Origin of the sequence: Variovorax sp. V35, from assembly GCF_041154465.1 — a bacterium.
In the GTDB taxonomy this organism is placed as follows: domain Bacteria; phylum Pseudomonadota; class Gammaproteobacteria; order Burkholderiales; family Burkholderiaceae_C; genus Variovorax; species Variovorax boronicumulans.
In genome coordinates this window covers 5,637,836-5,659,809 of the sequence record NZ_AP028666.1, presented here as the reverse complement: position 1 = coordinate 5,659,809, position 21,974 = coordinate 5,637,836, and the positions used below count along the sequence as shown (strand labels likewise).

General features: G+C 68.9%; 23 protein-coding genes. 10 read left to right on the top strand and 13 right to left on the bottom strand.

The window, feature by feature from the left end; genetic code table 11:
- The first annotated feature begins 42 nt into the window (after nucleotides 1-42).
- Both ACAM42_RS25995 and ACAM42_RS25990 read left to right on the top strand, forming a co-directional pair.
- Nucleotides 43-894 carry an RNase A-like domain-containing protein gene (locus ACAM42_RS25995; RefSeq protein WP_369629864.1) on the top strand — a complete coding sequence of 284 codons (852 nt, stop codon included), beginning with the start codon at nucleotides 43-45 and terminating at the stop codon, nucleotides 892-894.
- A gap of 20 nt (nucleotides 895-914) precedes the next feature.
- Nucleotides 915-1,193, top strand: a complete 279-nt coding sequence (locus ACAM42_RS25990) for a contact-dependent growth inhibition system immunity protein (RefSeq protein ID WP_159275572.1) — start codon at nucleotides 915-917, stop codon at nucleotides 1,191-1,193.
- A 7-nt stretch (nucleotides 1,194-1,200) separates the two neighbouring features.
- Here the strand turns inward: ACAM42_RS25990 and ACAM42_RS25985 are convergent, their stop codons facing one another.
- Nucleotides 1,201-1,818 (bottom strand): YiiX family permuted papain-like enzyme, encoded by a 618-nt coding sequence (locus tag ACAM42_RS25985; RefSeq protein ID WP_369629863.1) that lies wholly within the window; start codon nucleotides 1,816-1,818, stop codon nucleotides 1,201-1,203.
- 63 nt (nucleotides 1,819-1,881) lie between these two features.
- Between ACAM42_RS25985 and ACAM42_RS25980 the strand changes: the two genes are divergently transcribed.
- The gene (locus ACAM42_RS25980) at nucleotides 1,882-2,442 is read left to right on the top strand and encodes a putative glycolipid-binding domain-containing protein (protein ID WP_369629862.1); all 561 of its coding nucleotides are present in this window, start codon (nucleotides 1,882-1,884) and stop codon (nucleotides 2,440-2,442) included.
- 3 nt (nucleotides 2,443-2,445) lie between these two features.
- On the opposite strand, the gene ACAM42_RS25975 is transcribed toward ACAM42_RS25980, so the two are convergent.
- Together ACAM42_RS25975 and ACAM42_RS25970 are read right to left on the bottom strand one after the other, a co-directional pair.
- Nucleotides 2,446-3,438 carry a Bug family tripartite tricarboxylate transporter substrate binding protein gene (locus tag ACAM42_RS25975; protein ID WP_369629861.1) on the bottom strand — a complete coding sequence of 331 codons (993 nt, stop codon included), beginning with the start codon at nucleotides 3,436-3,438 and terminating at the stop codon, nucleotides 2,446-2,448.
- Nucleotides 3,435-4,361 (bottom strand): LysR family transcriptional regulator, encoded by a 927-nt coding sequence (locus ACAM42_RS25970; protein ID WP_369629860.1) that lies wholly within the window; start codon nucleotides 4,359-4,361, stop codon nucleotides 3,435-3,437. Before ACAM42_RS25970 ends, ACAM42_RS25975 begins: the two co-directional genes overlap by 4 nt.
- 118 nt (nucleotides 4,362-4,479) lie before the next feature.
- Here ACAM42_RS25970 and ACAM42_RS25965 point away from each other — a divergent pair, with 118 nt between their 5' ends.
- From ACAM42_RS25965 to ACAM42_RS25955, 3 genes are read left to right on the top strand one after another with little or no spacing between them, the layout of a single operon-like run.
- Nucleotides 4,480-7,257, top strand: coding sequence for a tannase/feruloyl esterase family alpha/beta hydrolase (locus ACAM42_RS25965; protein WP_369629859.1), 2,778 nt, complete (start codon nucleotides 4,480-4,482; stop codon nucleotides 7,255-7,257).
- Nucleotides 7,254-8,606, top strand: a complete 1,353-nt coding sequence (locus ACAM42_RS25960) for an alpha/beta hydrolase family protein (protein WP_369629858.1) — start codon at nucleotides 7,254-7,256, stop codon at nucleotides 8,604-8,606. Before ACAM42_RS25965 ends, ACAM42_RS25960 begins: the two co-directional genes overlap by 4 nt.
- Before the next feature lie 30 nt (nucleotides 8,607-8,636).
- Entirely contained in the window at nucleotides 8,637-9,611 is a 975-nt protein-coding gene (locus ACAM42_RS25955; protein WP_062478011.1) for a tripartite tricarboxylate transporter substrate-binding protein, read from the top strand.
- A 24-nt stretch (nucleotides 9,612-9,635) separates the two neighbouring features.
- Here the strand turns inward: ACAM42_RS25955 and ACAM42_RS25950 are convergent, their stop codons facing one another.
- Nucleotides 9,636-9,983: a hypothetical protein gene (locus tag ACAM42_RS25950; RefSeq protein WP_369629857.1), complete on the bottom strand. Its 348-nt coding sequence runs from the start codon at nucleotides 9,981-9,983 to the stop codon at nucleotides 9,636-9,638.
- Between the two features lie 229 nt (nucleotides 9,984-10,212).
- On the opposite strand from ACAM42_RS25950, the gene ACAM42_RS25945 reads away from it, so the two are divergent.
- A complete protein-coding gene (locus ACAM42_RS25945) occupies nucleotides 10,213-10,653 on the top strand; it encodes a hypothetical protein (RefSeq protein ID WP_070062185.1) in 441 nt (146 codons plus the stop codon).
- 36 nt (nucleotides 10,654-10,689) lie between these two features.
- Here the strand turns inward: ACAM42_RS25945 and ACAM42_RS25940 are convergent, their stop codons facing one another.
- From ACAM42_RS25940 to ACAM42_RS25930, 3 genes are all read right to left on the bottom strand, one after another.
- Nucleotides 10,690-11,847 (bottom strand): alpha-hydroxy acid oxidase, encoded by a 1,158-nt coding sequence (locus ACAM42_RS25940; protein WP_307694872.1) that lies wholly within the window; start codon nucleotides 11,845-11,847, stop codon nucleotides 10,690-10,692.
- Nucleotides 11,848-11,983: 136 nt separating this feature from the next.
- On the bottom strand, nucleotides 11,984-12,877 hold the full coding sequence (locus ACAM42_RS25935; RefSeq protein ID WP_062478020.1) for a LysR substrate-binding domain-containing protein: 894 nt from the start codon (nucleotides 12,875-12,877) through the stop codon (nucleotides 11,984-11,986).
- A gap of 32 nt (nucleotides 12,878-12,909) precedes the next feature.
- Nucleotides 12,910-13,491 carry a TetR/AcrR family transcriptional regulator gene (locus ACAM42_RS25930; RefSeq protein ID WP_369629856.1) on the bottom strand — a complete coding sequence of 194 codons (582 nt, stop codon included), beginning with the start codon at nucleotides 13,489-13,491 and terminating at the stop codon, nucleotides 12,910-12,912.
- Between the two features lie 87 nt (nucleotides 13,492-13,578).
- On the opposite strand from ACAM42_RS25930, the gene ACAM42_RS25925 reads away from it, so the two are divergent.
- Both ACAM42_RS25925 and cynS read left to right on the top strand, forming a co-directional pair.
- On the top strand, nucleotides 13,579-14,001 hold the full coding sequence (locus ACAM42_RS25925; protein ID WP_369629855.1) for a DUF1348 family protein: 423 nt from the start codon (nucleotides 13,579-13,581) through the stop codon (nucleotides 13,999-14,001).
- 186 nt (nucleotides 14,002-14,187) lie between these two features.
- A complete protein-coding gene (gene cynS, locus ACAM42_RS25920; protein WP_369629854.1) occupies nucleotides 14,188-14,631 on the top strand; it encodes a cyanase in 444 nt (147 codons plus the stop codon).
- Between the two features lie 14 nt (nucleotides 14,632-14,645).
- Here the strand turns inward: cynS and ACAM42_RS25915 are convergent, their stop codons facing one another.
- The 4 genes from ACAM42_RS25915 to ACAM42_RS25900 form a co-directional block, all read right to left on the bottom strand.
- A complete protein-coding gene (locus ACAM42_RS25915) occupies nucleotides 14,646-15,410 on the bottom strand; it encodes an SDR family oxidoreductase (protein WP_354342666.1) in 765 nt (254 codons plus the stop codon).
- A 161-nt stretch (nucleotides 15,411-15,571) separates the two neighbouring features.
- Nucleotides 15,572-16,174 carry a Pr6Pr family membrane protein gene (locus tag ACAM42_RS25910; protein ID WP_369629853.1) on the bottom strand — a complete coding sequence of 201 codons (603 nt, stop codon included), beginning with the start codon at nucleotides 16,172-16,174 and terminating at the stop codon, nucleotides 15,572-15,574.
- Nucleotides 16,175-16,192: 18 nt separating this feature from the next.
- Nucleotides 16,193-16,552: a DUF1161 domain-containing protein gene (locus tag ACAM42_RS25905; RefSeq protein WP_369629852.1), complete on the bottom strand. Its 360-nt coding sequence runs from the start codon at nucleotides 16,550-16,552 to the stop codon at nucleotides 16,193-16,195.
- Nucleotides 16,553-16,705: 153 nt separating this feature from the next.
- A complete protein-coding gene (locus ACAM42_RS25900) occupies nucleotides 16,706-18,940 on the bottom strand; it encodes an NADP-dependent isocitrate dehydrogenase (RefSeq protein ID WP_095949616.1) in 2,235 nt (744 codons plus the stop codon).
- A 167-nt stretch (nucleotides 18,941-19,107) separates the two neighbouring features.
- On the opposite strand from ACAM42_RS25900, the gene ACAM42_RS25895 reads away from it, so the two are divergent.
- Nucleotides 19,108-19,914: a hypothetical protein gene (locus ACAM42_RS25895; protein ID WP_369629851.1), complete on the top strand. Its 807-nt coding sequence runs from the start codon at nucleotides 19,108-19,110 to the stop codon at nucleotides 19,912-19,914.
- A 15-nt stretch (nucleotides 19,915-19,929) separates the two neighbouring features.
- Here ACAM42_RS25895 and ACAM42_RS25890 read toward each other — a convergent pair whose 3' ends face one another.
- Together ACAM42_RS25890 and ACAM42_RS25885 are read right to left on the bottom strand one after the other, a co-directional pair.
- Nucleotides 19,930-21,252: a CynX/NimT family MFS transporter gene (locus ACAM42_RS25890; RefSeq protein ID WP_369629850.1), complete on the bottom strand. Its 1,323-nt coding sequence runs from the start codon at nucleotides 21,250-21,252 to the stop codon at nucleotides 19,930-19,932.
- Complete coding sequence (locus ACAM42_RS25885; protein WP_095949614.1) at nucleotides 21,249-21,929, bottom strand: FadR/GntR family transcriptional regulator; 681 nt, start codon at nucleotides 21,927-21,929, stop codon at nucleotides 21,249-21,251. Before ACAM42_RS25885 ends, ACAM42_RS25890 begins: the two co-directional genes overlap by 4 nt.
- Nucleotides 21,930-21,974: the final 45 nt, after the last annotated feature.

Below are 21,974 nucleotides of genomic sequence, written 5' to 3'. Positions count from 1 at the left end.
ATTTCAATCCCCACGCAGGTGGCGAACGGAAAGGAATGCACGATGGGTGACGACGAGGTGGAAGGCGGCCTGTCGGTCGCGCTGACGCCGGTGCAGATGGCGGCGGTGCTCGGCGGCGAAGACGTGCCCGAGTCGGCCAGCCTCAGCAACCGGCTCTGGGGCACGGCGGCGCTGATCGGCGGCGTGATCGAACTGGTCGGCGCCGGCGTGCTGTGCGTGGCGCCCGAGCCCACCATGGCCAGCAAGGTCGGCTGCGTGGTGCTGGGCGCGCACGGCAGTGACGTCACCGCCACGGCCGCGCGCCAGATCTGGACCGGCCAGACGCAGCGCACCGCCACCGCGCTCACCGCCGACGCCACCGCGCAGGCACTGGGCGCCTCGCCCGAAACCGGCGCGCAGGTGGGGCTCGCGGTCGACGTGGCGGTGCCGCTCTTCGTGGCCGGCGGGCTGGCCGCATCGCGCGTGATCGCGGTGCGCGCGAGCCGCTTCAAGCTCGAGCCCGTGCGCCTCATCGAGCACGAGGGCATTGCGGGCTCCAAGGCCGGCGGCCACACCATCCGCGAGCACGTGGGCAAGTCGGCGCAGGATCTGTTCGACCGCTTCGCGAAGAAGCCCAGCCTGCAGCGCTCGTCGTCGTTCTTCGACCTGGCCACGGCCGAGTCGGCCATCAGCCAGACGGTGCGCGCCAATGCCCGGGCCATTCGCGCGTGGTCGCGCTCCGCGGCGGTGGGCTCCAAGCCCGTGGCCTTCGAGCACGACATCGGCACCGTGGTCGGCATCGGCGTGCAGCGCGGCAGCACCGCCGTGAGCCAGCTCACCAAGGTGCGCGTGACGCTGAACATGCGCACGTACAACGGCAAGCCGTTCTACATCCTCACCGCCCATCCGTTCTGATTTTTCCTCACGACCCCACGATGCGATTCGAACTGATCGACCACCTCACCAAGGTCTACTTCGGCCAGGACGCCGACATCCTTTTCGGCGAAACCGGCGCTGAGATCATGGCCTCGTACCGCGAGTCGAGCACCGAGGCCGAGCTGGCCGCGCTGCGGGCCGAGATCGCCGATTACCTCGGTTCGCACGACGACCTCGAAGCGGCGTTTGCACGCGACTTCTCGCGCGATTACATCCCTGAAGATTTCGGCACGCCGGCGAAACAGTTTCTCGACAGCGTGCTGGCCGCGGTGCAGTAGCGGGTCGTCAGCGCGACTCGACCGTCACCAGCAGCGGCGAGTCGAACATCGCCACGGGCGAGATCACCGGCTCGTCCATCGGCACGGCGTTGCCGTAGCGCTCGCGCATCTTGGCGCGCACGGCCGGGTCGGAAAGGTTGAAGCTGCGGATCTTCTGCAGATCGCCGATGCGCACGCCCAGCGCGCGGTCGTACAGCTTCCACACCAGTTCCGAGCAGTAGATGCGCGAATCCGACCATTCGAAAGTCAGGTCGTACGGGCGGCCCGCGAAGTCCGAGGTGCGCGCATGCAGGCGCGCCACGGCGCCGGGCGTGAGCCGCGTGCCGGCGTCGCGCAGCCGCTTCACCACGTAGTGGCCACCGTTGCCGCGCGCCGTCCATTGCGCCAGCGGCGTGTAGCGCACCGTCGAGACCGCCTCGAACACGTAGGGTTTGCCCTCTCGCAGCAGCACGATGCCCATGTGGCTGTAGCGCGAGCCCGTGGCGCGCTGCACGGCCAGGCTTTGCGCCGAGCGCGAGGTGTGGAAGATGATGTCGCCGTCCTTCAGTGCGGTGGCCGCATGGCCTGCGCCGGCTGCCAGGAGGGTGAAAAGGGCAGACAACGACGTGTAAAGGGCTTTCGACATGCAGGGCATTTTGCGGGATGCCGCTTGCGCCCCGCGGCATGCCGGTGCCATGATCCGCGCCATATGCAAACCGTCGCCTCCATCCTCTGGCGCAGGCTCGATGCACCGGGCCACGATGCCTGCCGCCTCGAACGCAATGCCTCGGCCTGGCAGCTCGACGGCGCCGCGGTGTTCCGCACCGAGGGCGGACGCATCGCCCAGCTGCACTACCGCGTGCGCTGCGACCTGCTCTGGCACACGCAATGGGGCACGGTGCGCGGCTGGCTCGGCGAGTCGGCCATCGACCTGTCGATCACGCGCGACGCGCGCGGCCACTGGAAGCTCAACGACGAAGCCGTGTCCGACATGTCGCACTGCGTCGACCTCGACCTGGGCTTCACCCCCGCCACCAACCTGCTGCAACTGCGCCGCCTGAACCTCGCACCCGGCGAAAGCGCCGACGCACCGGCGGCCTGGGTCGACATCGAAGACGGCGGGCTCAGCGAGCTGATGCAGCGCTATGAGCGGCGCAGCGAGGGCACGTACGCGTACGAGGCCAAGCGCTTCGACTATGCGGAGGTGCTTGGCGTCACGGCGGACGGGTTCGTGAGCGACTATCCGCGGCTCTGGGCCGCGCAAGGCTGACCGTCAGTCGAACTGCGCCCGCGCCCCCGCCACCAGCGCGCGGTTGCGCCGCCGGTCCGCCGCGATCTCCTGCGCGAAGTCGTCGATGCTCCCCCCGGCCGGCAGGTTGTAGGCCTCGCGTAGGCGCGCGCGCAGCGGGTCGCCTTGCAGCAGCCGGTTGATCTCGCCGTTGAGGCGCTGCACCACCGCCGTCGGCGTGCGCGCGGGCGCGAAGATGCCGAAGAGCGAATCGCGGTTCGCCTTCTCGTAGCCCAGCTCTGCGAGCGTGGGCACGGCGGGCAAGGCTTCGATGCGCGCGGGCGCGCCGACCGCCAGCGCCTGCAGCCGGCCGCTCTCGATGTACTGCAGCTGCTGCGCCGCGACGTTGGTCGACAGCACCTCGAACTGCCCGCCGAGCGCGTCGTTGAGCTGCGGACCGCCGCCCTGGTAGGGGATGTGCGTGATGTCGGTGCGGCTTTGCAGGCGCACCTGGGCGAGCACCATGTGGCCGATGGTCGCCACGCCCGAGGTGGCCCAGCGCACCGCGCCGGGCTGGCGGCGCGCCAGCGCGATCAACTCGGCAAAGCCGCGGCCCGCGAAGGCCGGCGTGCCGACGACCAGCACCGGCGTGCGCATCACGCTGGCCACGGGCACGAAGGCGCGCAGCGGGTCGTAGGGCGCGCGCGCGAGCAGCGGGTGCAGGGTGAGCGGGCTGATGGCCGAAAAGGCCAGCGTGTGGCCGTCGGGCGTGGCGCGTGCGAGTGCGTCCATGCCCAGGCTGCCGCCCGCGCCGGCGCGGTGTTCGATGAGCACCGGCACGCCCAGCGACTGCGCCAGCGGCTCGGCCAGCGCACGCGCCATGCCGTCGCTCACGCCGCCCGGCGGGTAGACCACGATCAGGCGCACGGGGCGGCTGGGCCAGGGCGACGAGGCGGCGTGCGACAGGTGCGGCAATGCGCACGCAGCCGCGAAGCCGATGCGTTGCAGGAAATGGCGGCGCAGCAGCGGCACGGTCATGCGGCAGCGTTCCCCTCGGCCAGCCCGCGCAGCAGCGCCGCGAAGTGCCGCGCCGGCAGGTTGTCTTCGTCGGCACGCGACACCAGCGTGAGCGGTGCGTCGAGCTGGCCGCCATCGGCCAGCCGCGTGTAGGCGATGGCGTGCGCGTGCACGCCGGTCATCGAGGTCGGCACCACCGACAGGCCGACGCCCGCGGCCACGAGGTTCAGATTGGTCATCATGCGATCGATTTCGGCCACCACGCGCGGGCGCAGGCCCTGCGCGTGGCACAGCGCGAGCAGCTCGGCATAGAGGCCGGGCGCGCCCGGGCGGCGCACGAGGATGATGCCCTCTTCACAGAGTTTCGACAGTGGCAGCGGCTTCGTGGGCTTCTTGCCGTTTGCAGGTGGCGCGAAGCGGTGATCGCTCGGCATCGCGACCCACACGGGCTCGCGCAGCAGCGTCTCGAACACCAGCCCCTCGGGCCGCGCCACCGGCACGCGCAGCAGGCCGCAGTGCAGCCGGCCCGCGGCCAGCGCCTCGGTGAGTTCGGCGGCGTTGTCTTCGCGCAGCTGCAGCTCCACGCCGGGGTGCGCGCGGCGAAAGGCGCGCAGCGCCTCGGGCATGAAGCGGTGCGCCGCGGCCGAGCTGGTGAAGCCGACCGCCAGCGTGCCGGTCTGGCCCTGGGCCACGCGCGCCATGCGCTGCTTCATGGCCTCCATGTCCTGCAGCATGCGCAGCGCCTCGGCCTGGAACAGCCGGCCGGCGTCGGTGAGCGCCACGCCGCGCGGATGGCGCTTGAACAGCAGCACGCCCAGCTCGCGCTCCAGCGCCTTGATCTGCAGGCTCAGCGGCGGCTGCTGGATGCCCAGCTGCTCGGCGGCGCGCGTCATGTGGCCGGTGCCGGCCACGGCCACGAAGTACCTCAGGGCGCGTATATCCATATGTTTTTTGTATTGAATAGGCCTTGTTATTTTATTTGACCCTGAGTCACACGGAATCTATCGTCCGGCCGCCTATTCAAAAAGCAGTCCACCGAGGCTGCATGCCGGAGACAAATCCATGCGCACACCGCGCCCTGCCTCGAAGTTTCGTGTCGTCGTTGCGCTGATTGGCGCGTCGTTGGTCCTGGCCGCCTGTGGTGGCGGCAGCGGGGGAGGGGGAAGCCCCGGCTTCTTCCTGCCGACCCCGCCGCCCGCCAGCGGCAACAACCCGCCTGCCGAGGAGCCGCCGGGCACGGTGCCCCCGCCCGTGCTGCCCGTCGTGGCCTGCGCCGACTTCGCCGGCAAAAGCCTGCCCGCCTCACTCATCAGCCTGCCCACACAGGGCGCGACCGTCACCAGCGCCACGCCCGTGGCCGCCGGCGATGCGGGCAACACGCTGGGCGACTACTGCCGCGTGCGCGGCACCATCGCGCCGGTGGACCCGGCTTCGCAGCTCATCCACTTCGCGGTCAACCTGCCCGAGCAGTGGAACCAGAAGACCATCCACTTCGGCGGCGGCGGCTTCGACGGTGTGCTGATCGACGGCACCGAGGTCATCCGCTTCGGCCCCGCCGGCAAGCCCGCGCCGCTGGCGCTGGGCTACGCGACCTACGGCGACGACTCGGGCCACCAGTCGAGCAGCATCACCGACGGCAAGTTCGCGGCCAATGACGAGCAACTGGCCAACTACGGCGGCCAGTCGCTCAAGAAGACGCGCGACGTGGCGCAGGCGCTGGTGTTCGCGCGCTACGCAGTGCAGCCCAGGCACGCCTACTTCCTCGGCACTTCGACCGGCGGGCGCGACGCGCTGAGCTACATCCAGCGCTGGCCGCAGGACTACGACGGCGTGATCGCCAACGAGCCCGCGCTCAACTACACCGGCACGCGCCTGTCGAACGTGGCGGTGGGCCGCGCGCTGTACAACGACGGCGGCAAGGGCTGGCTCAACCTGACGGAGACGCTGCTGGTGCAGAAGGCCGCGATGCAGGCCTGCGACAAGCTCGACGGCGCGATCGACAACATCGTGAGCAATGTGGAGAGCTGCCGCCAGCTCAACACGCAGATCCTCGCGTCGCTGCGCTGCCCCAACGGCGCGGACACGGCCGACACCTGCCTGTCGGACGCGCAGATCGACACGGTGCACGCCATCGAATCACCGCTCGAGTTCACGAGTTATTCGCTTGCCAACGGCGTGAAGCGCGCGGGGGGCTACAACCTGCTCGAAGGTGCGCTCGTGGCCGGCCCGTACACCACGCGCGACCTCGGCACACGCAAGGCGCCGGGCAACCCCGCCACCTCGGCCGACGCCAACATGTATGTCACGGGCGACCAGTGGGTGAAGTTCTTCGTCACGCGCGATGCCGGTTTCAACACGCTCACTTTCGATCCGCAGAACCCCGGAACGTACGCGGCGCGCGTGGCCGAGGTCTCGAAGCTCACCGACGCGACCGACCCGAACCTCGCGCCCTTCTTCGCGCGCGGCGGCAAGCTGATCATGCTGCACGGCCTGGCCGACGAGGTGATCAGCCCCAACTCGACCATCGACTACTACCGGCAACTCGTCGCCACGCTGGGCCAGGCCGCGGTCACGCAGAACGTGCGCTTCTACACCGTGCCCGGCATGGGCCACGGCACCGGCAGCTTCATTCCCAGCTGGGACTCGCTCGCGGCGCTCGAAGGCTGGGTCGAGGCCGGCCTCGCGCCCGCCACGCCCGTGGCGGTGGACGCTGTGCCCGGCAGTTACGGCCGCACGCGCCCGCTGTGCCAGTTTCCGTCGTGGCCCAAGTACCGCGGCAGCGGCAGCCTCGATGCGGCCGTCAACTACAGCTGTGTGACCGAGGTCGGCGACCCGTTGGCTTGCCCCAACCTGCCGGCGAGCGCCACGCGCTACAAAGGCGGCAACAGCTTCGGCGAGGAACTGCAGGTGCAGATCGACCCGGCCACCCTGGCCTACACCGTGACCATCGATGCCAGCCACGTACCCACGCGGGTCGGCACGCAGCGCAGCGGCTCGCTCGTGTCGCAGGGCAGCTGCAGCTACACGAGCGGCGAGAGCGGGGCGGTGTTCAGCTTCGGCGCCGGCGGCGTGCTGCTGGGCGGCGTGAATCCGCCGAGCGGCAGTGGCTTCTCGCCGCTGGTGGCGTTCCAGAACACCTTCCAGAATGTGTCGCCGTCGACGGACTTCCGCTCGGTGTCGCTGATCTTCAATGCGGCCGGTGTGGAGCAGCTCGGCGCGGGCACCACGGCGGCGTTCTCGTCGGCGGGGCGGCTGCGCAATGCGGGCACCTTCCAGTTCTGCCGCAGCCCGGCGTCGAACAGCTTCATGACCTACGACCAGACCTGCAAGAACACCGAGAAGGGCTACCTCAGCTACAGCACGGCGCGCGGGGCCTTCGACATGTACACGACCTCGACCTCGTCGAGCGGCACCGCCGAGACCGAGGGCGGCACGCTCACTGGCTCGGTGGTGATCGGATTGGTCAACGGCGTGTCCACGCCGCTGTACCTGCGGCGCGTGGCCACCGCCGTGCCGGCGGGCGACACCCCCAGCGGCGTGGCCACCGTCATCCAGCCGGGCCTGCGCCTGCTCGCGGTGCAGCAGGCCCTGATGCCCGGCGCGGCCGATGGCAGCTATGCCATGGCCAGCGTGAAGGGCGAGGGCCGCGAGGCCACCGTGGTCGGCACGGCCTTCAACCTCGGCGGCGCGGCCACCACGCTGGGCTACGACACGCCGGTGCTCGGCGTGGCGCAGACCGGTGCCGGCCGGCCGGGCCATCTCCTCTTCAACAGCGGCGTCGTGGCCTTCGTCTCCACCGGTGGAGCGAACGCGGCGCTGGACCTCGGAGTACGCCATTGAAAAAATACCTCTCGCAACTTGCCGTCTTCGCTTGGATGGGTGCGGCGCCGCTGCTGTCCGCGCACGCGGTTCCCGCCACCGCGCCGAAGCCCGCGGCCTGCCCGTCGCCCGTGCCCGAGACCGCGCGCTGCTACACCGGTGAAGACGGTGCGGGCTCGTTCTACTGGATCGCCATTCCCAAAGACTGGCAGCGCGGCGTGCTCGTGATGCACGCGCACGGCGGGCCCGAAACCGGCGCGCCCAAGCTCGCGCGCAGCGAGGAAGACCTCAAGCGCTGGGCCATCACCGTGAAGGCCGGCTATGCCTGGGCCGGCTCCACCTACCGGCGCGGCGGCTACGGGGTGACGATGGCGGCCGAAGACACCGAGCGGCTGCGCCAGATCGTCGTGCGCCACTTCGGCACGCCCCAGCGCACGCTGCTGCACGGGCAGAGCTACGGCGCGGGCGTGGCAGCGAAGGCGGCCGAGCTCTATGCGCCCGTGGGCGATGCGAAGTCGCCCTACGACGGCCTGCTGCTCACCAGCGGCGTGCTCGGCGGCGGCAACAGCGCCTACGACTTCCGGCTCGACCTGCGCGTGGTCTACCAGTACGTCTGCCGCAACCATCCCAAGCCCGACGAGCCGCAGTACCCGCTGTGGATGGGCCTGCCGATGGACGCGAAGCTCACGCGCGCGGAACTCGCCGCGCGCGTCAAGGACTGCACCGGCGTCGGCACGCCCGCTGCGCAGCGCACGCCCGAACAGGCGGCGCGGCTGAAGACCATCCTGTCGGTCGTGAAGATTCCCGAACGCTCGCTCGTCGGCCACCTCAACTGGGCGACGTGGCTGTTCCAGGACCTCGTGCAGCAGCGCCTGAAGGGCCGCAACCCCTTCGGCAACATCGGCGTGGTCTACAGCGGCTCGGCCGACGATGCGGCGCTCAACGCCGGCGTGCTGCGCTACGCGGCCGACCCGCAGGCCCAGGGCGCACTCGCGGCCGACAGCCAGCCCACCGGCCGCACCTCGCTGCCCACCGTGGGCCTGCATGCCATCGACGACCCCACGGCGTTCGTCGAACTCGAGAACGCCTACCGCCGCATCCGCGATGCGGCCGGCACCGGCGGGCACCTGGTGCAGAGCTTCAGCGCCGAGCGCGAGCACAGCTACCTCAGCGATTCGGAATACCCCGCGCTCTTCGGCGCATTGCTCGACTGGATCGACAAGGGCGAGAAGCCCACGCCCCAGAGCCTGGCGCAACGTTGCGCGTCGCTCATGCCGCGCTACGACACCGACGGCAAGAACGGCTGCCACATCCAACCCGAGTGGCAACCCCCGACGCTCGAAAGCCGCGTGCCTTCGCGCGCCCCCTGATTTTTCTTTTTGACCTTGACGGAGACTTTCATGAAAAAACTGTTCGCCCTCGCGGCGATGGCCCTGGCTGTGTGCGCTCACGCGCAGGACTTTCCCGCGGGCAAGCCCGTGACCATCGTCGTGCCGTTCGCGGCCGGCGGCCCGACCGACCGCGTGGCGCGCGACCTCGCCGAGGCGCTGCGCAAGCCGCTGGGCGGCGCCAGCGTCATCATCGACAACGTGCCCGGCGCAGGCAGCTCCATCGGCGCGGCCAAGGTCGCGCGCGCCAACCCCGACGGCTACACGCTGCTGCTCAACCACATCGCGATGGCGACCGTGCCGACGCTGGTGCGCAACGTGCCGTTCAAGGTCGAGACCGACTTCGAGTACCTGGGCATCGTCAACGACGTGCCCATGACGCTCATCGCCAAGCCCAGCCTGCCGGCCACCAACTACAAGGAACTGACCGCCTGGATCGCCGCCAACAAGGGCAAGATCAACTTGGGCAACGCGGGCATCGGCTCGGCCTCGCACCTGTGCGGTTTGCTCTACCAGAGCGCCACGAAGACCGAAATGACGCCCGTGCCCTACAAGGGCACGGCACCCGCCATCACCGACCTCATCGGCGGCCAGATCGACCTCCTGTGCGACCAGAGCACCAACACCTCGCCGCAGATCGAGGCGAAGAAGGTCAAGGCCTATGCCGTGACCACGCCCAAGCGCCTGACCACGCCGCTCTTGAAAGACCTGCCCACGCTCGACGAGGCCGGCCTGAAGAACTTCCAGGTGACGATCTGGCACGGCCTGTACGCGCCCAAGGGCACGCCCGCGCCGGTGCTCAAGAAGATCAGCGATGCGCTGAAAGCGGCACTGAAAGATGCGGACTTCATCAAGCGCGAGGAAGCGCTGGGCGCCGTGGTCGCCACCGACGGCCGCATCGAGCCCGAGGGGCACAAGAAGTTCGTGGCGGCGGAGATTGCAAAGTGGAGCCCGATCATCAAGGCGGCGGGGGTGTACGCGGACTGAGGTTGTCGGCCGCGCGCATCGCGCTCAGAGCCCGTGGATGGCAACGGTGGCCCAGAAGGCGGCCCACACGCCGATCAGCCCCAGCAGCGCCATGACGGTGACGTAGGCAATGAAGTACGTCACGCGTCTTGCGATGCTGGGGGTGGCTGGGACCTGCCACCAGTAGATCAGTCCCGCCCACAAGAGCAGGGCGCAGGCGACGAGGGCTACACCGGTCCCCGTCAATGTCAGGGCCTGGCGTCGCGCCAGGCCGGTGAGCAGGACATTGAGGACCGGAATCGATACGGCCCACATCAGCGCGCTCAGCACCAGCCACAGGCCGGCATTCATCGAATCGCGTCGCGCGGTGCTGCGTGAGTTCTGTACTGTCATTTTTCTCTCCCTGTTGGACCGTTGTGGCCTCCTCAAAATCTTAGGGAGAGCTGTCTCATGCACATGCAGCAGGTCGCGCTGGAATCAGCAATGACCGTGACGCAAGTAGTTTGCTTGCCGTGGCAATCGCAAACCGATCGTGAACGAGTTAGCCCCACCGCATCGAATGCACCAGGGCGCAGCTCAGAGCCATTACCCTCGTCGATCCTGTTCATCAGAAATCGGCTCCATGAGCTTCAGCATCTACTACGACGCAAGACGAGACAGTCCCCTGACCCGCGAGGAAGCGCAGCGCCTGGACGCGATCGTGGCTGCCTTCGACAAAGTCGACGAAGCCGACCGCCATGCGCATTCAGGTAAGGGCCTCAACTGGGAGACCTTCACGCTCTACGAGGCGTCCGGACTCACCGGGGGAAAGGTACTGGAAGGCGCCACGAAACTCCCCGACAACAAGGCGTTCGCCATGCACAAGGGGGCCAGCCACTGGGTGGCCTGCCTCAACCGGATTCGCCGCGAAGTGCTGCCGGATGCCAGGTGGAGCGTGAGCATCGATGACAGGATGCTGCTCTGGAACGACAAGAGCGGCTGGCACGACGAGGCATCGGACGGGCTGGCGACGCTCTGGCTGGGCTGCCTGTTGAGCGCGCCGTTCCGACGGTTCACGAAGTGAGCGGGTAACCGTCGGGCGTGGCCCTGCCAGACCGCGTCAGAACGTCCCCGGCAACAGGATGTCCGACTTCACATCGTCGATCTGCGTGCGACCGCAGAAGGCCATCGTGATGTCCAGTTCCTTGTGGATGATCTGCAGCGCGCGCGTCACGCCTTCCTGGCCGTAGGCGCCCAGGCCGTACAGGAAGCTGCGGCCGATCAGCGTGCCGCGTGCGCCGAGCGCGCGGGCCTTGAGCACGTCCTGGCCGCTGCGCACGCCGCCGTCCATCCACACTTCGATCTGGCTGCCCACGGCGTCGGCGATGGCCGGCAGCGCGGCGATGGAGGAGGGCGCGCCGTCGAGCTGGCGCCCGCCATGGTTCGACACGATGAGCGCGTCGGCGCCGCTGGCCACGGCCAGGCGTGCGTCTTCCGTGTCCATGATGCCCTTGAGGATCAGCTTGCCGCCCCAGCGCTTCTTGATCCATTCGACGTCCGCCCAGCTCAGGGCCGGGTCGAACTGTTCGGCGGTCCACGACGACAGCGACGACAGGTCTTTCACGCCCTTGGCGTGGCCGGCGATGTTGCCGAAGGTGCGGCGCTTGGTGCCCAGCATGCCCATGCACCAGCGCGGCTTGGTCGCCAGGTTGATGAGGTTCTTGATGGTGGGCTTGGGCGGCGTCGACAGGCCGTTCTTGATGTCCTTGTGGCGCTGGCCGAGGATCTGCAGGTCGAGCGTGAGCTGCAGTGCCGACACGTTGGCGGCCTTGGCGCGGTCGATCAGGCGTTCGATGAAGTCGCGGTCCTTCATCACGTAGAGCTGGAACCAGAAGGGGTGGCGGTCGGTGTTCTCGGCAATGTCTTCCAGCGAGCAGATGCTCATGGTCGAGAGCGTGAACGGAATGCCGAAGGCCTTGGCCGCGCGCGCGCCCAAAATTTCGCCGTCGGCGTGCTGCATGCCGGTCAGGCCCGTGGGCGCGATGGCCACGGGCATGGCCACCTCCTGGCCGATCATGGTGGTGCGGGTGGACCGGCCTTCCATGTTCACGGCCACGCGCTGGCGCAGCTTGATCTTCTGGAAGTCGCTCTCGTTGGCGCGGTAGGTGCCCTCGGTCCAGGCGCCGGAATCGGCGTAGTCGTAGAACATCTTCGGCACGCGCCGCTGGGCGATCGCCCGCAGGTCTTCGATGCAGGTGATCTTGGAAAGGTCGGGCACGGGGGAGGTCTCCTGGCTGGTGTTATGGGGGTCAGGGCGGGCCGGGCCATGTGGGCCACGGCAGCGCCGGGGGTCGAGTCTGCAGGGGAAACGCGCCGGCGACCTGAAAAAAGCCCACACCCCGGCTGAAAATTATTCAGCCCGGCTCGCGCAGCGCCTGGCGCAGCCATTCGACGAAGGTGGCGCATTCCCAGCGCTCCATGGTGCCGGGGCGCCAGCACAGGAAGTAGGCGTTGGGCGAGGGCGCGCTGTGCGGCGACAGGCGCACCAGCCGGCCGTTGTCCAGCCAGGCGCGGCCCAGCCGCAGGTGCATGAGCACCACGCCGAAGTCTTCGGCGGCCGCATCGAGCGCCAGGCCCAGGTCGTTGAACTGGTGGCCAACGGCCGGTTCGGGCAGGCCGATGCCGCAGGCCTTGAACCAGATGCGCCACGACTCCAGCGGCGTGCGCAGCAGCTGCACGCGCGCCACCTCGGCATCGGTCGAGAAGTGCTGCTCGAAGGGGCCGTGGCGTTCCAGGTAGGCCGGGCTGCACACCGGCGAGACGTCGTCGGCCAGCAGCTGGCAGAACTCGCGGTCGTGGAACGGGCCGGTGCCGAAGCGCAGCTCGATGTCGGCGTCTTCGGCCGTGAAGTTGCGCACCGGCATGGTCACCTGCAGCATCAGCTCGATGGTCGGGTAGGCGTCGCGGAACTCGGCCAGCCGGGGCAGCAGCATCTGGCGCGAGAAGGTGGGCGTGACGGCCACGCGCAGCCGCCGCACCTGCGACGCGGGCTCGCGCCCCGGCACCTGCTGCAGCGCCGCAATGGCCTCGCGCACGCGCGCCAGGTAGGCCACGCCGTCGGCGCTCAGGCCGAAGTCGTTGCCCGTGAAGAGCTTGAGCTCGAGCTGCGTCTCGAGCTGGCGGATGCGGTGGCTCACGGCGCTGGGCGTCACGCTGAGCTCTTCGGCTGCCAGGTTCACGCTGCGCAGCCGCGCGACGGCCTCGAAGGCCTGCAGGCCCTGGGTCGAGGGGAGTCGCGTCGATGCCATGTGCTTTTTGGAAGGGAGTGAGCGATGCGATGTTATCGAAGGGCGACCAGCGCATCGAGCAGCCGCCGCAGGTCGTCGACCGCCTCGCGCGCCAGGGCCGCATCGCCCATCTGCGCCTTGACGATGGCACCATCGACGCCGAGCGCGGCCGCCTGTGCAACGGCCATGCGCTGCGGGCCGTCGGGCAGCAGGCCGGCGATCACCTCGACCATCTCGCGCTTGTGCTCGCGCGCGATGTCGGCGGCGCCGGCCACGCTGGCCCCCACTTCCACCACCGAGTTGATGAAGGCACAGCCCCGAAACAGCGGGTCAGCGAACCATTCGGCCATCACATCGGCCAGCACCGGCAGCGCCTGCCCCTGCGCGATGTGCTGCTGCGCGTCGCGCCGGCCCAGCGCATCGACGAACCAGGCCATCCACACGCCATGCCGATGGTCGAGAAAGGCGCGCACCAGGTCGTCCTTCGAGGGGAAGTGCCGGTAGAAGGTGACCTTGGTGACGCCCGACGCGGCGATCACGCGGTCGATGCCGGTGGCGCGGATGCCGTCGGCATAGAAGAGCTCGTGCGCCGTGAGCAGGATGCGCTCGCGCGCGGGCAGTGCAGAGATGTCCATGCGGCGATTGTAGGCATGTAGACAGGTCTGTCTACTCATGGCACATTGCGGGCCTTCATCACTTCATTTCTTGACTGAAAGACCGCCATGGAATCCCGCCCGCCGCTGCCGCCCTTCACCCTTGAATCCGCCCTCCAGAAAGTCCAGGCCGCGGAAGACGCCTGGAACTCGCGCGACCCCGCGCGCGTGAGCCTGGCCTACACGCCCGACACCGAATGGCGCAACCGCGCGGACTTCGTCAATGGCCGCGAGCAGGTGGTCGAGTTCCTGTCGCGCAAGTGGGAGCGCGAGCACGACTACCGCCTGAAGAAGCAGCTGTGGGCCTTCATGGACAACCGCATCGCGGTGCGCTTCGAGTACGAATGGCACGACGCCGCGGGCCAGTGGTTCCGCAGCCATGGCAACGAGAACTGGGAGTTTGCGCAGAACGGGCTGATGCAAAGGCGCTATGCGAGCATCAACGACCAGCCCATTGCGGAATCGGAGCGCAAGTTCCGCTGGGAGCGCTGAGCCGGTCTTGCTCCTTCCCCTTCCGGGGGACGGCGGGGATGGGGGCAGGCCTTCGAACAGACGCCATGCTTTTTCGGAGGCCGCGTGCCCCCACCCCAGCCCTCCCCCAGCGGGGGAGGAGCAAGTCAGCTGGGCATGTCTGTTGCTAGCCCTGTTGCATCCGTTTCAACCCAGGAGCCAAGCCACATGAACCGCAACGACGTCACCGAGAAGATCATCACCGTGAGGGTGTCCAAAGGCATTCAGTGGGCCGACGTGGCCAAAAAGGTCGGCCTGTCGAAGGAGTGGACCACCGCCGCCTGCCTCGGCCAGATGACGCTCGACGACAAGCAGGCCAAGGCCGTCGGCAAGATCTTCGGTCTCACGCCCGAGGAGCAGAAGTGGCTTCAGGTCGTGCCCTACAAGGGCTCGCTGCCCACGCCCGTGCCGACCGATCCGCTGATCTACCGCTGGTACGAGGTGGTGAGCGTGTACGGCACCACCATCAAGGAACTGATCCATGAAGAGTTCGGCGACGGCATCATGAGCGCCATCGACTTCAGCATGGACATCCAGCGCCAGCCCGACCCGAAGGGCGACCGCGTCAACGTGGTGCTGTCGGGCAAGTTCCTGCCGTACAAGAGCTACTGAGGCCCGGCGCTCGGTCAGTACACCGGTGCCGCCGGCTTCGGCCGCGGCGTCGGGGCCGGGCGCCAGCCGGGGCCCGCCATGCCGTAGCGCGCGCCCTCGATCGCCCCGGCAATGGCACGCGCCACGCCCTCGACGGGTGTTGTCAGCCGCCGCCGCGTGCGCATGCGCTCGAAGGCGTAGCTGTCGGCGATGCGCTCGGCCAGCGGGTCGGCGGCCTCGGCCACGTCGGGGCTCACCAGCGAGACGTGCACGCGCCCCGCGTGTTCCCGCCGCAGCCCTTCGGAAATCGCCTGCACCGCGTACTGCGTGCCGTGGTACACGGCCGAGTCGGGCGTGGCGCCGCCCATGGCCACCGGCGCGACGTTGACGATGTGGCCCCAGCCCTGCTCCTGCATCGTGGGCAGCACGGCCGCCACGCCCAGCAGCATGCCGCGCAGGTTGACGTCGATCATCAGCTCCCACTCCTCGATCTTGCGCTGCCACAGTGGCGACAGCGGCATCACGCCGGCGGCGTTCACCAGCACGTCGATGCGGTCGTGCGTGTCGAGGGCGAACTCGGCAAAGGCCTCCATGTCGGGCCGGTGCGTCACGTCCAGCCGCCGGAAGCTCGCCGAGCCGCCGGTGGCATTGATCTCGGCCGCGAGCGCCGCGAGCCGTTCGGTGCGGCGCGCGCCGAGCACCACATGGGCGCCGCGCCGCGCGAGCCGCCGCGCCGTCGCCTCGCCGATGCCGCTGCTGGCGCCGGTGACGAGAACCACTGTGTCCTGGATTGCACTCATACAAAACTCCTCATGCGGGTCGATGCGCCATGGCGCAAGGGGTGCGCCGGGCATGGGGATGAGTCTCGGGGCGAAGGGGCCTGAGGCGGTATCCGGATCGAACGAGGTTTTTGCCTGATCCTGCGAAATGCAGAAACAGGCGGGTCGTGCGCGGGGCCGCGTCAGGCGCGCCGGCCCAGCCGATTCCCCAACGCCAGCAGCCCCCATCCCGCCAGCCCGAAGGTCAGCGCGATGCCTGCGGCGTAGAGGGCCACGCCGCCGTAGCCGCCGACGTTGGCGGGGTTGAGGAAGGGGTAGGGGTACCAGCCGGTGCGACTGCCGCGCACCAGCGTGTAGACCAGGTAGGCCATCGGGAAGACCAGCGTCCACAGCAGCTGCCGGCCGCCGAGGCGCCTGCGCGGCGGTTGCAGCAGCCAGTCGAGCAGCACGACGCAGGGCATCACGTGGTGCAGCAGCGTGTTGATCCACGGCCGCAGCGCGCCGAGGTCGACGTCGCGCAGCAGCAGCGAGAAGACGATGCCGACCACCGCCATGTTCACGGCCGACAGGGCGCGCAGCCCTTCGTCGGGTCCCGTGGACGCCGGCCGCCAGAGGCGACGCGCCCCCAGTACCAGCACGATCGCCGCGAACAGGTTCGAGAGGTTGGTGAAGAAGCTGAAGAAGTTGACGACGTCGAAGCCCATGCGGACATGGATCGCCAGCTGCCAGCTGATCGCCACCAGGGTCAGCAGGCCGAAGAAGAGGCGCAGCGCGGACCAGGCCATGGGATGCCGTGTCGGCCCTCAGGGCCTGCAGCTGCCGCCCATGGACACCGAGCCGTCCTTGCATTCGGTGAGGATGGGCTCGCCGCGCGACGCGGGCGCCGAGGTGGCGCTCGGGGGCGGCGAGGCCGCGCCGCCTTCGCGCTGGTAGACGATCTTCTTCGTGCCCAGCTCGCAGCTGCCCACCACCTGTCCGCTCGCCGTGGCGGCGGCATCGATGGTGACGACGCTGAAGTTCGTCACGCCCGATGCGGCGATCTTCGCTTCGATCTGGGCGCGCAGCGTTTCGCAGTTGCTCTGAGTGGGGCTCTGGGCATGGGCGCTGCCGGCGGCCATGAGCAGGGGCCAGGCGGCGGCAACAGCAAGCCAATGGCGTTTCATGAGGGGCCTGCCTTTCTTTCTTGCGTGCAGTGGGGGCGGGAGAAATCGGAGTCTAGTCGCGCACAAAGACCAACGGCCCGCCGCGTGAGCGACAGGCCGTTGGTGTGGGCACTTCCGGGCCTGGTCAGGCCCGGGAGGCGCAACGCAGCGGGATCAGACCGCCGGTGCCAGCACCGCGTTCAGCGTGGCGCTCGGGCGCATCACGGCTTCGTACTTCTTCGGGTCGGCCAGGTAGTAGCCGCCGATGTCCACGGCCTTGCCCTGCACGGCCGCGAGTTCGTCGACGATCTTCTTCTCGTTGGCGGTGAGCGCTTCGGCCAGCTTCTTGAACTTGGCCTGCAGCTCCTTGTCCTCGGTCTGCGCGGCGAGTTCCTGGGCCCAGTACATGGCCAGGTAGAACTGGCTGCCGCGGTTGTCCAGCTGACCGGTCTTGGGCGACGGGTTCTTGTTGTTGTCCAGCAGCTGGCCGGTGGCGGCGTCGAGCGTCTTGGCCAGGATCTTGGCCTGTGCGTTGCCGGTCTTCAGGCCCAGGTCTTCCAGGCTCACGGCCAGCGCGAGGAACTCGCCCAGCGAATCCCAGCGCAGGTGGTTTTCTTCCACCAGCTGCTGCACGTGCTTGGGGGCCGAGCCGCCCGCGCCGGTCTCGTACATGCCGCCGCCGGCCATGAGCGGCACGATCGACAGCATCTTGGCCGAGGTGCCCAGTTCCATGATGGGGAACAGGTCGGTGAGGTAGTCGCGCAGGATGTTGCCGGTGGCGCTGATGGTGTCCAGGCCGCGCACGACGCGCTCCAGCGTGTAGCGCATGGCGCGCACCTGGCTCATGATCTGGATGTCCAGGCCCGTGGTGTCGTGCTCGTGCAGGTACATCTTGACCTTGGTGATCAGCTGCGCTTCGTGCGGGCGGTAGGCGTCGAGCCAGAACACGACCGGCATGCCGGAGTTGCGCGCGCGGTTCACGGCCAGCTTCACCCAGTCGCGGATCGCGGCGTCCTTGACCTGGCACATGCGCCAGATGTCGCCCTTTTCCACGTCTTCGCTCATCAGCACTTCGCCGGTGTCCAGGTCGGTGATGTTGGCCACGCCGTCTTCGGGGATCTCGAAGGTCTTGTCGTGCGAGCCGTACTCTTCGGCCTTCTGGGCCATGAGGCCGACGTTGGGCACGGTGCCCATGGTCTTGGGGTCGAAGGCGCCGTGCCACTTGCAGAAGTTGATGATCTCCTGGTAGATGCGGGCGAAGGTCGATTCGGGCATCACGGCCTTGACGTCCTTCAGGCGGCCGTCGGCGCCCCACATCTTGCCGCCGTTGCGGATCATCGCGGGCATCGAGGCGTCCACGATCACGTCGTTGGGCGAGTGGAAGTTGGTGATGCCCTTGGCCGAGTCGACCATGGCCAGCTCGGGGCGGCCTTCGTGGCAGGCGTGCAGGTCGCGCTTGATCTCGTCCTGCGTGCTCTGGGGCAGCGTGGCGATCTTGTTGTACAGGTCGACCATGCCGTTGTTGACGTTGATGCCCAGCTCGTCGAACAGCTTGCCGTGTTTCTCGAAGGCTTCCTTGTAGAAGATCTTCACGCAGTGGCCGAACACGATGGGGTGCGAGACCTTCATCATCGTGGCCTTCACGTGCAGCGAGAACATGACGCCGGTCTTGTGCGCGTCTTCGATTTCCTTTTCATAGAAGGCCAGCAGGGCCTTCTTGCTCATGAACATGGAGTCGATGATCTCGCGGTCGAGCAGGGCGACCTTGGGCTTGAGCACGATGGTCTTGCCGCTCTTGGTCAGCAGTTCCATCTTGACGTTGCGGGCGCGGTCCAGGGTCATGGACTTTTCGCCGTGATAGAAGTCGCCGCCGTGCATGTGCGAGACGTGCGAGCGCGAGGCCTGGCTCCACTCGGCCATGCTGTGCGGGTTCTTGCGGGCGTATTCCTTCACGGCGCGGGGCGCGCGGCGGTCGGAGTTGCCTTCGCGCAGCACGGGGTTCACGGCGCTGCCGGTGCACTTGTTGTAGCGCGTGCGGATGTCCTTGTCCTCGTCCGAGGTCGGGTTCTCCGGGTAGTCGGGGATCTTGTAGCCCTTGCCCTGCAGTTCCTTGATGGCCGACTTGAGCTGCGACACCGAGGCGCTGATGTTGGGCAGCTTGATGATGTTGGCTTCAGGCTTGAGCGTGAGCTTGCCCAGTTCGGCCAGGTTGTCGGGCACCTTCTGGTCGTCGCTCAGGAACTCGGGGAACTCGCCCAGGATGCGGGCGGCCACCGAGATGTCGCTCGTCGTCACGTTGATGCCGGCCGGAGCCGTGAAGGCGCGCACGATGGGCAGGAAGGCGTAGGTCGCCAGCAGGGGCGCCTCGTCGGTGAGGGTGTAGACGATGGTGGGTTGCTTCGTGCTCATGCGCTTGCTTCCGTAGGTTCTGGGTTGTCGAGAGGGCTGAAATTTCATTGGGCGAAATGGACTTTCGCCGGAGCCCCCCATTGTCGCCCGGTCGGGCCGGGGCGCGGCCGGAGAAACCCCGATGACCCCTCTGCCAGGGCTTCCCGCGATGGCTACCATTGCGCCCCATGAAAAAGCTGCCTCTTGCCGGGATCGTCGGTCTTCTTGTCTCGTGGCTGGCCGGCCCCGTGCTCGCTGCGCCCGCAGCCCAGGTCTTCGTGGCCGTCAAGACGCCCGAGGCCGTCGACGCCATGTGGCGCGCCCACCTGTGCGCCTTGCTGCCGCAGCCCTGCGATGCGCAGGCGCTGAAGCTGCACCGCCCGCGCGACGGCGCCGCGCCCGACGACTACCTGCTCACCTCGGAAAAGCCCCTGGCCATGGCGCGCCTGAAGCGCGACACCGGCGCCGGCGGCTGGCAGCTCGCGCAGCTGCACGATTTCTCGACCTACGTGGCCTCGCAGCAGCGCGACCGCCGCAGCGACGACCCCGAGCTGCACCTGGCCCTCGCGCCGGTGCTCTACCCGCTGGCCGAGGGCCGCTGGGCCGTGGCCGTGACCCAGCGCGAATCGGAAAGCTATTCGGGCGGCGGCGCGTCCTATGTGACGGCCGACTTCGTGCCGCTGGACACGCCGCCCGGGCAGCGCGCCAAGGCCGCGCGCGAGGGCGTCCCGTACTGGTGCTCGCGGTCGATTCGTGCCTGCTTCAGCGAGAAGGAATACAAGACCTCGAAGCACTGCCACGACGAAAGCCGCGGCAGCCTGCGCATCGCCTACGACGCGCCGGCGAAGGCCGGTGGCCCCTATGTGTGGCGCTACACCTGGCTGCAGAGCGAGTGGCCGGCGCACACGGGGCCGGCCGGCAACAAGCGCACCAGCGTCGACTTCACGGACGACAGCGCGCAGAAGCCGACCGCCTGCGACGGCGGGCTGCAGTAGGCCGGCCGCAGCGGCTCAGTGCCGCGGCACCGTCACCGCGCCCACGTGCAGCGTGCGCCCCGCGCCCAGCCCCGCCATGACCAGCACCACGCCCAGGCCGACGAACAGCCACGCCGAGGCGCGGAAGCTGCCGGTCCAGCCGTGCAGCAGCCCGGCCAGCAGCGGGCCGAAGGCCGCCACCATGTAGCCCACGCCCTGCGCCATGCCCGACAGGTGCGCGGCAATGTGCGAATCGGGCGAGCGCAGCACGATCATCGTGAGCGCCAGCGCGAAGGTGCCGCCCTGCGAGATGCCCAGCACCACGGCCCAGGTCCACATGCCGCCGGGGGCGTCCAGCGGCGCGAACAGCATGGCCAGCATGGCCGCCACCGTCATCGCCGACAGCACCACCGCCAGTGCGCGCTGGTTGCGCAGCTTCACGGCCAGCGCCGGCACCACCAGGCAGGTCACGACCTGCGTCATGACCGACAGCGACACCACGTAGCCGGCCATTTCGCCGCTGAGCCCGCGCTCGCGCAGGATCGGCGCCAGCCAGCCCATCACGATGTACGCCAGGGCCGACTGCAGCCCCATGAAGAAGGTCACCTGCCAGGCCAGCCGGTCGCGCCACAGGCCGCGCACGGTGAAGCCCGACTCGCTGGCCACCGGCTTGAGCGGCAGCGCCTGCGGTGCCCAGATGAACGTGACCAGCGCGGCCGGCACGGCCCACATGGCGAGCGCCAGCGTCCAGCCGCCGCCCAGCGCGTGCTCCAGCGGCACCGTCAGGCCCGCGGCGCTGGCGGCACCGCCGCACACGGCCATGGTGTACAGGCCCATCATCAGCGCGGCCTGCTTGGCGAAGTCGCGCTTCACCAGGCCCGAGAGCAGCACGTTCGACACCGCGATGCCGCTGCCCGCGATGGCCGAGGCCAGGAACAGCAGCGGGATGTTGCCGGTGCCGCGCAGCACCGTGCCCACGCCGATCAGCACCATGCAGCCCAGCAGCGTGCGCTCGGTGCCGAAGCGGCGCCCGAGCCAGGGCGCCATCGGCGCGAACACGCCCAGGCAGACGATCGGCAGCGTGGTCAGCAGGCTGGCCGCGGTGGCTGAGAGACCGGTGGCGCGGATGATTTCCGGCAGCACCACCGACAGGCTGGCGAACACCGGGCGCAGGTTGAAGGCGATGAGCACCACCGTCAGGCCCAGCAGCAGCCGGCGGCCCCGGCTGGGCGTCGGCGTGGGGCGCGGCGCGGGCAGGCTGTCGACTTCGGCGTCGATCAGCAGTTCTTCGGCGCCCGATGGGCCCGCCTGGGTGCGCGCGGTGGCGGTGGCACCCGTGGGCAAGGTCATGGAGTTCATGCGGTGCCCAATGCGAGCGCGTTGAGCGTCGGCGCCATCAGCTCGCGCACGGCGGCGGCGGCGCGCTCGGGGTCGCGGCTGGCGATGCCTTCGACGATGGCGCGGTGCGCCGCCTCGTCGGGCTCGGGCAGGCTGGCGCTCAGCGTGCTGGCGATGGTTTCCTTGATGTAGCCGGTGATGAAGCGGCAGGTCTCGACCAGCGCCAGGTTGCCCGACACGTCGACGATGGCCAGGTGAAAGGCCAGGTCGCGCTCGATGAAGGCCGCGCCGCCGTCGGCCAGGTCGGGCTGGCCGCGCTTGTCGAGCAGGGCGTTCAGCCGGCGCAGGTCTTTCGCGGTGTGGCGCACGGCGGCGAGCCGGGCGGCCTCGACCTCGAGCGCGCGGCGCACCTCGAACTGGTCGCGCAGGCTGGCCAGGCGCAGCTTCTGCAGGCTGGCCGAGGGGTCGAAGCCCGAGCGCACGTACGTGCCCGAACCCTGCCGCACCTCGAGCAGGCCGCGCGAGACCAGCGTCTTCACCGCCTCGCGCACCGTGCCGCGGCTCACGCCCAGCAGCTGCGCCAGCTGGGGCTCGATCGGAATGCGCGAGCCGATGGGCCAGCGGCCCGCCGCGATCTCGGTGCGGATGCTGTTCGCGGCGGCGTCGGCCAGGGAGGTGCGGGGCGGTTGGACGAGCATGGGATCAGGGCGGCTTATTCATTGAATGATTGGATGAATTTAACC

Coding starts and splice junctions, on each gene's coding strand:
- ACAM42_RS25995 (WP_369629864.1), top strand. CDS start 43: ATGGGTGACGACGAGGTGGAAGGCGGCCTGTCGGTCGCGCTGACGCCG.
- ACAM42_RS25990 (WP_159275572.1), top strand. CDS start 915: ATGCGATTCGAACTGATCGACCACCTCACCAAGGTCTACTTCGGCCAG.
- ACAM42_RS25985 (WP_369629863.1), bottom strand. CDS start 1,818: ATGTCGAAAGCCCTTTACACGTCGTTGTCTGCCCTTTTCACCCTCCTG.
- ACAM42_RS25980 (WP_369629862.1), top strand. CDS start 1,882: ATGCAAACCGTCGCCTCCATCCTCTGGCGCAGGCTCGATGCACCGGGC.
- ACAM42_RS25975 (WP_369629861.1), bottom strand. CDS start 3,438: ATGACCGTGCCGCTGCTGCGCCGCCATTTCCTGCAACGCATCGGCTTC.
- ACAM42_RS25970 (WP_369629860.1), bottom strand. CDS start 4,361: ATGGATATACGCGCCCTGAGGTACTTCGTGGCCGTGGCCGGCACCGGC.
- ACAM42_RS25965 (WP_369629859.1), top strand. CDS start 4,480: ATGCGCACACCGCGCCCTGCCTCGAAGTTTCGTGTCGTCGTTGCGCTG.
- ACAM42_RS25955 (WP_062478011.1), top strand. CDS start 8,637: ATGAAAAAACTGTTCGCCCTCGCGGCGATGGCCCTGGCTGTGTGCGCT.
- ACAM42_RS25950 (WP_369629857.1), bottom strand. CDS start 9,983: ATGACAGTACAGAACTCACGCAGCACCGCGCGACGCGATTCGATGAAT.
- ACAM42_RS25945 (WP_070062185.1), top strand. CDS start 10,213: ATGAGCTTCAGCATCTACTACGACGCAAGACGAGACAGTCCCCTGACC.
- ACAM42_RS25935 (WP_062478020.1), bottom strand. CDS start 12,877: ATGGCATCGACGCGACTCCCCTCGACCCAGGGCCTGCAGGCCTTCGAG.
- ACAM42_RS25930 (WP_369629856.1), bottom strand. CDS start 13,491: ATGGACATCTCTGCACTGCCCGCGCGCGAGCGCATCCTGCTCACGGCG.
- ACAM42_RS25925 (WP_369629855.1), top strand. CDS start 13,579: ATGGAATCCCGCCCGCCGCTGCCGCCCTTCACCCTTGAATCCGCCCTC.
- cynS (WP_369629854.1), top strand. CDS start 14,188: ATGAACCGCAACGACGTCACCGAGAAGATCATCACCGTGAGGGTGTCC.
- ACAM42_RS25915 (WP_354342666.1), bottom strand. CDS start 15,410: ATGAGTGCAATCCAGGACACAGTGGTTCTCGTCACCGGCGCCAGCAGC.
- ACAM42_RS25910 (WP_369629853.1), bottom strand. CDS start 16,174: ATGGCCTGGTCCGCGCTGCGCCTCTTCTTCGGCCTGCTGACCCTGGTG.
- ACAM42_RS25905 (WP_369629852.1), bottom strand. CDS start 16,552: ATGAAACGCCATTGGCTTGCTGTTGCCGCCGCCTGGCCCCTGCTCATG.
- ACAM42_RS25900 (WP_095949616.1), bottom strand. CDS start 18,940: ATGAGCACGAAGCAACCCACCATCGTCTACACCCTCACCGACGAGGCG.
- ACAM42_RS25895 (WP_369629851.1), top strand. CDS start 19,108: ATGAAAAAGCTGCCTCTTGCCGGGATCGTCGGTCTTCTTGTCTCGTGG.
- ACAM42_RS25890 (WP_369629850.1), bottom strand. CDS start 21,252: ATGAACTCCATGACCTTGCCCACGGGTGCCACCGCCACCGCGCGCACC.
- ACAM42_RS25885 (WP_095949614.1), bottom strand. CDS start 21,929: ATGCTCGTCCAACCGCCCCGCACCTCCCTGGCCGACGCCGCCGCGAAC.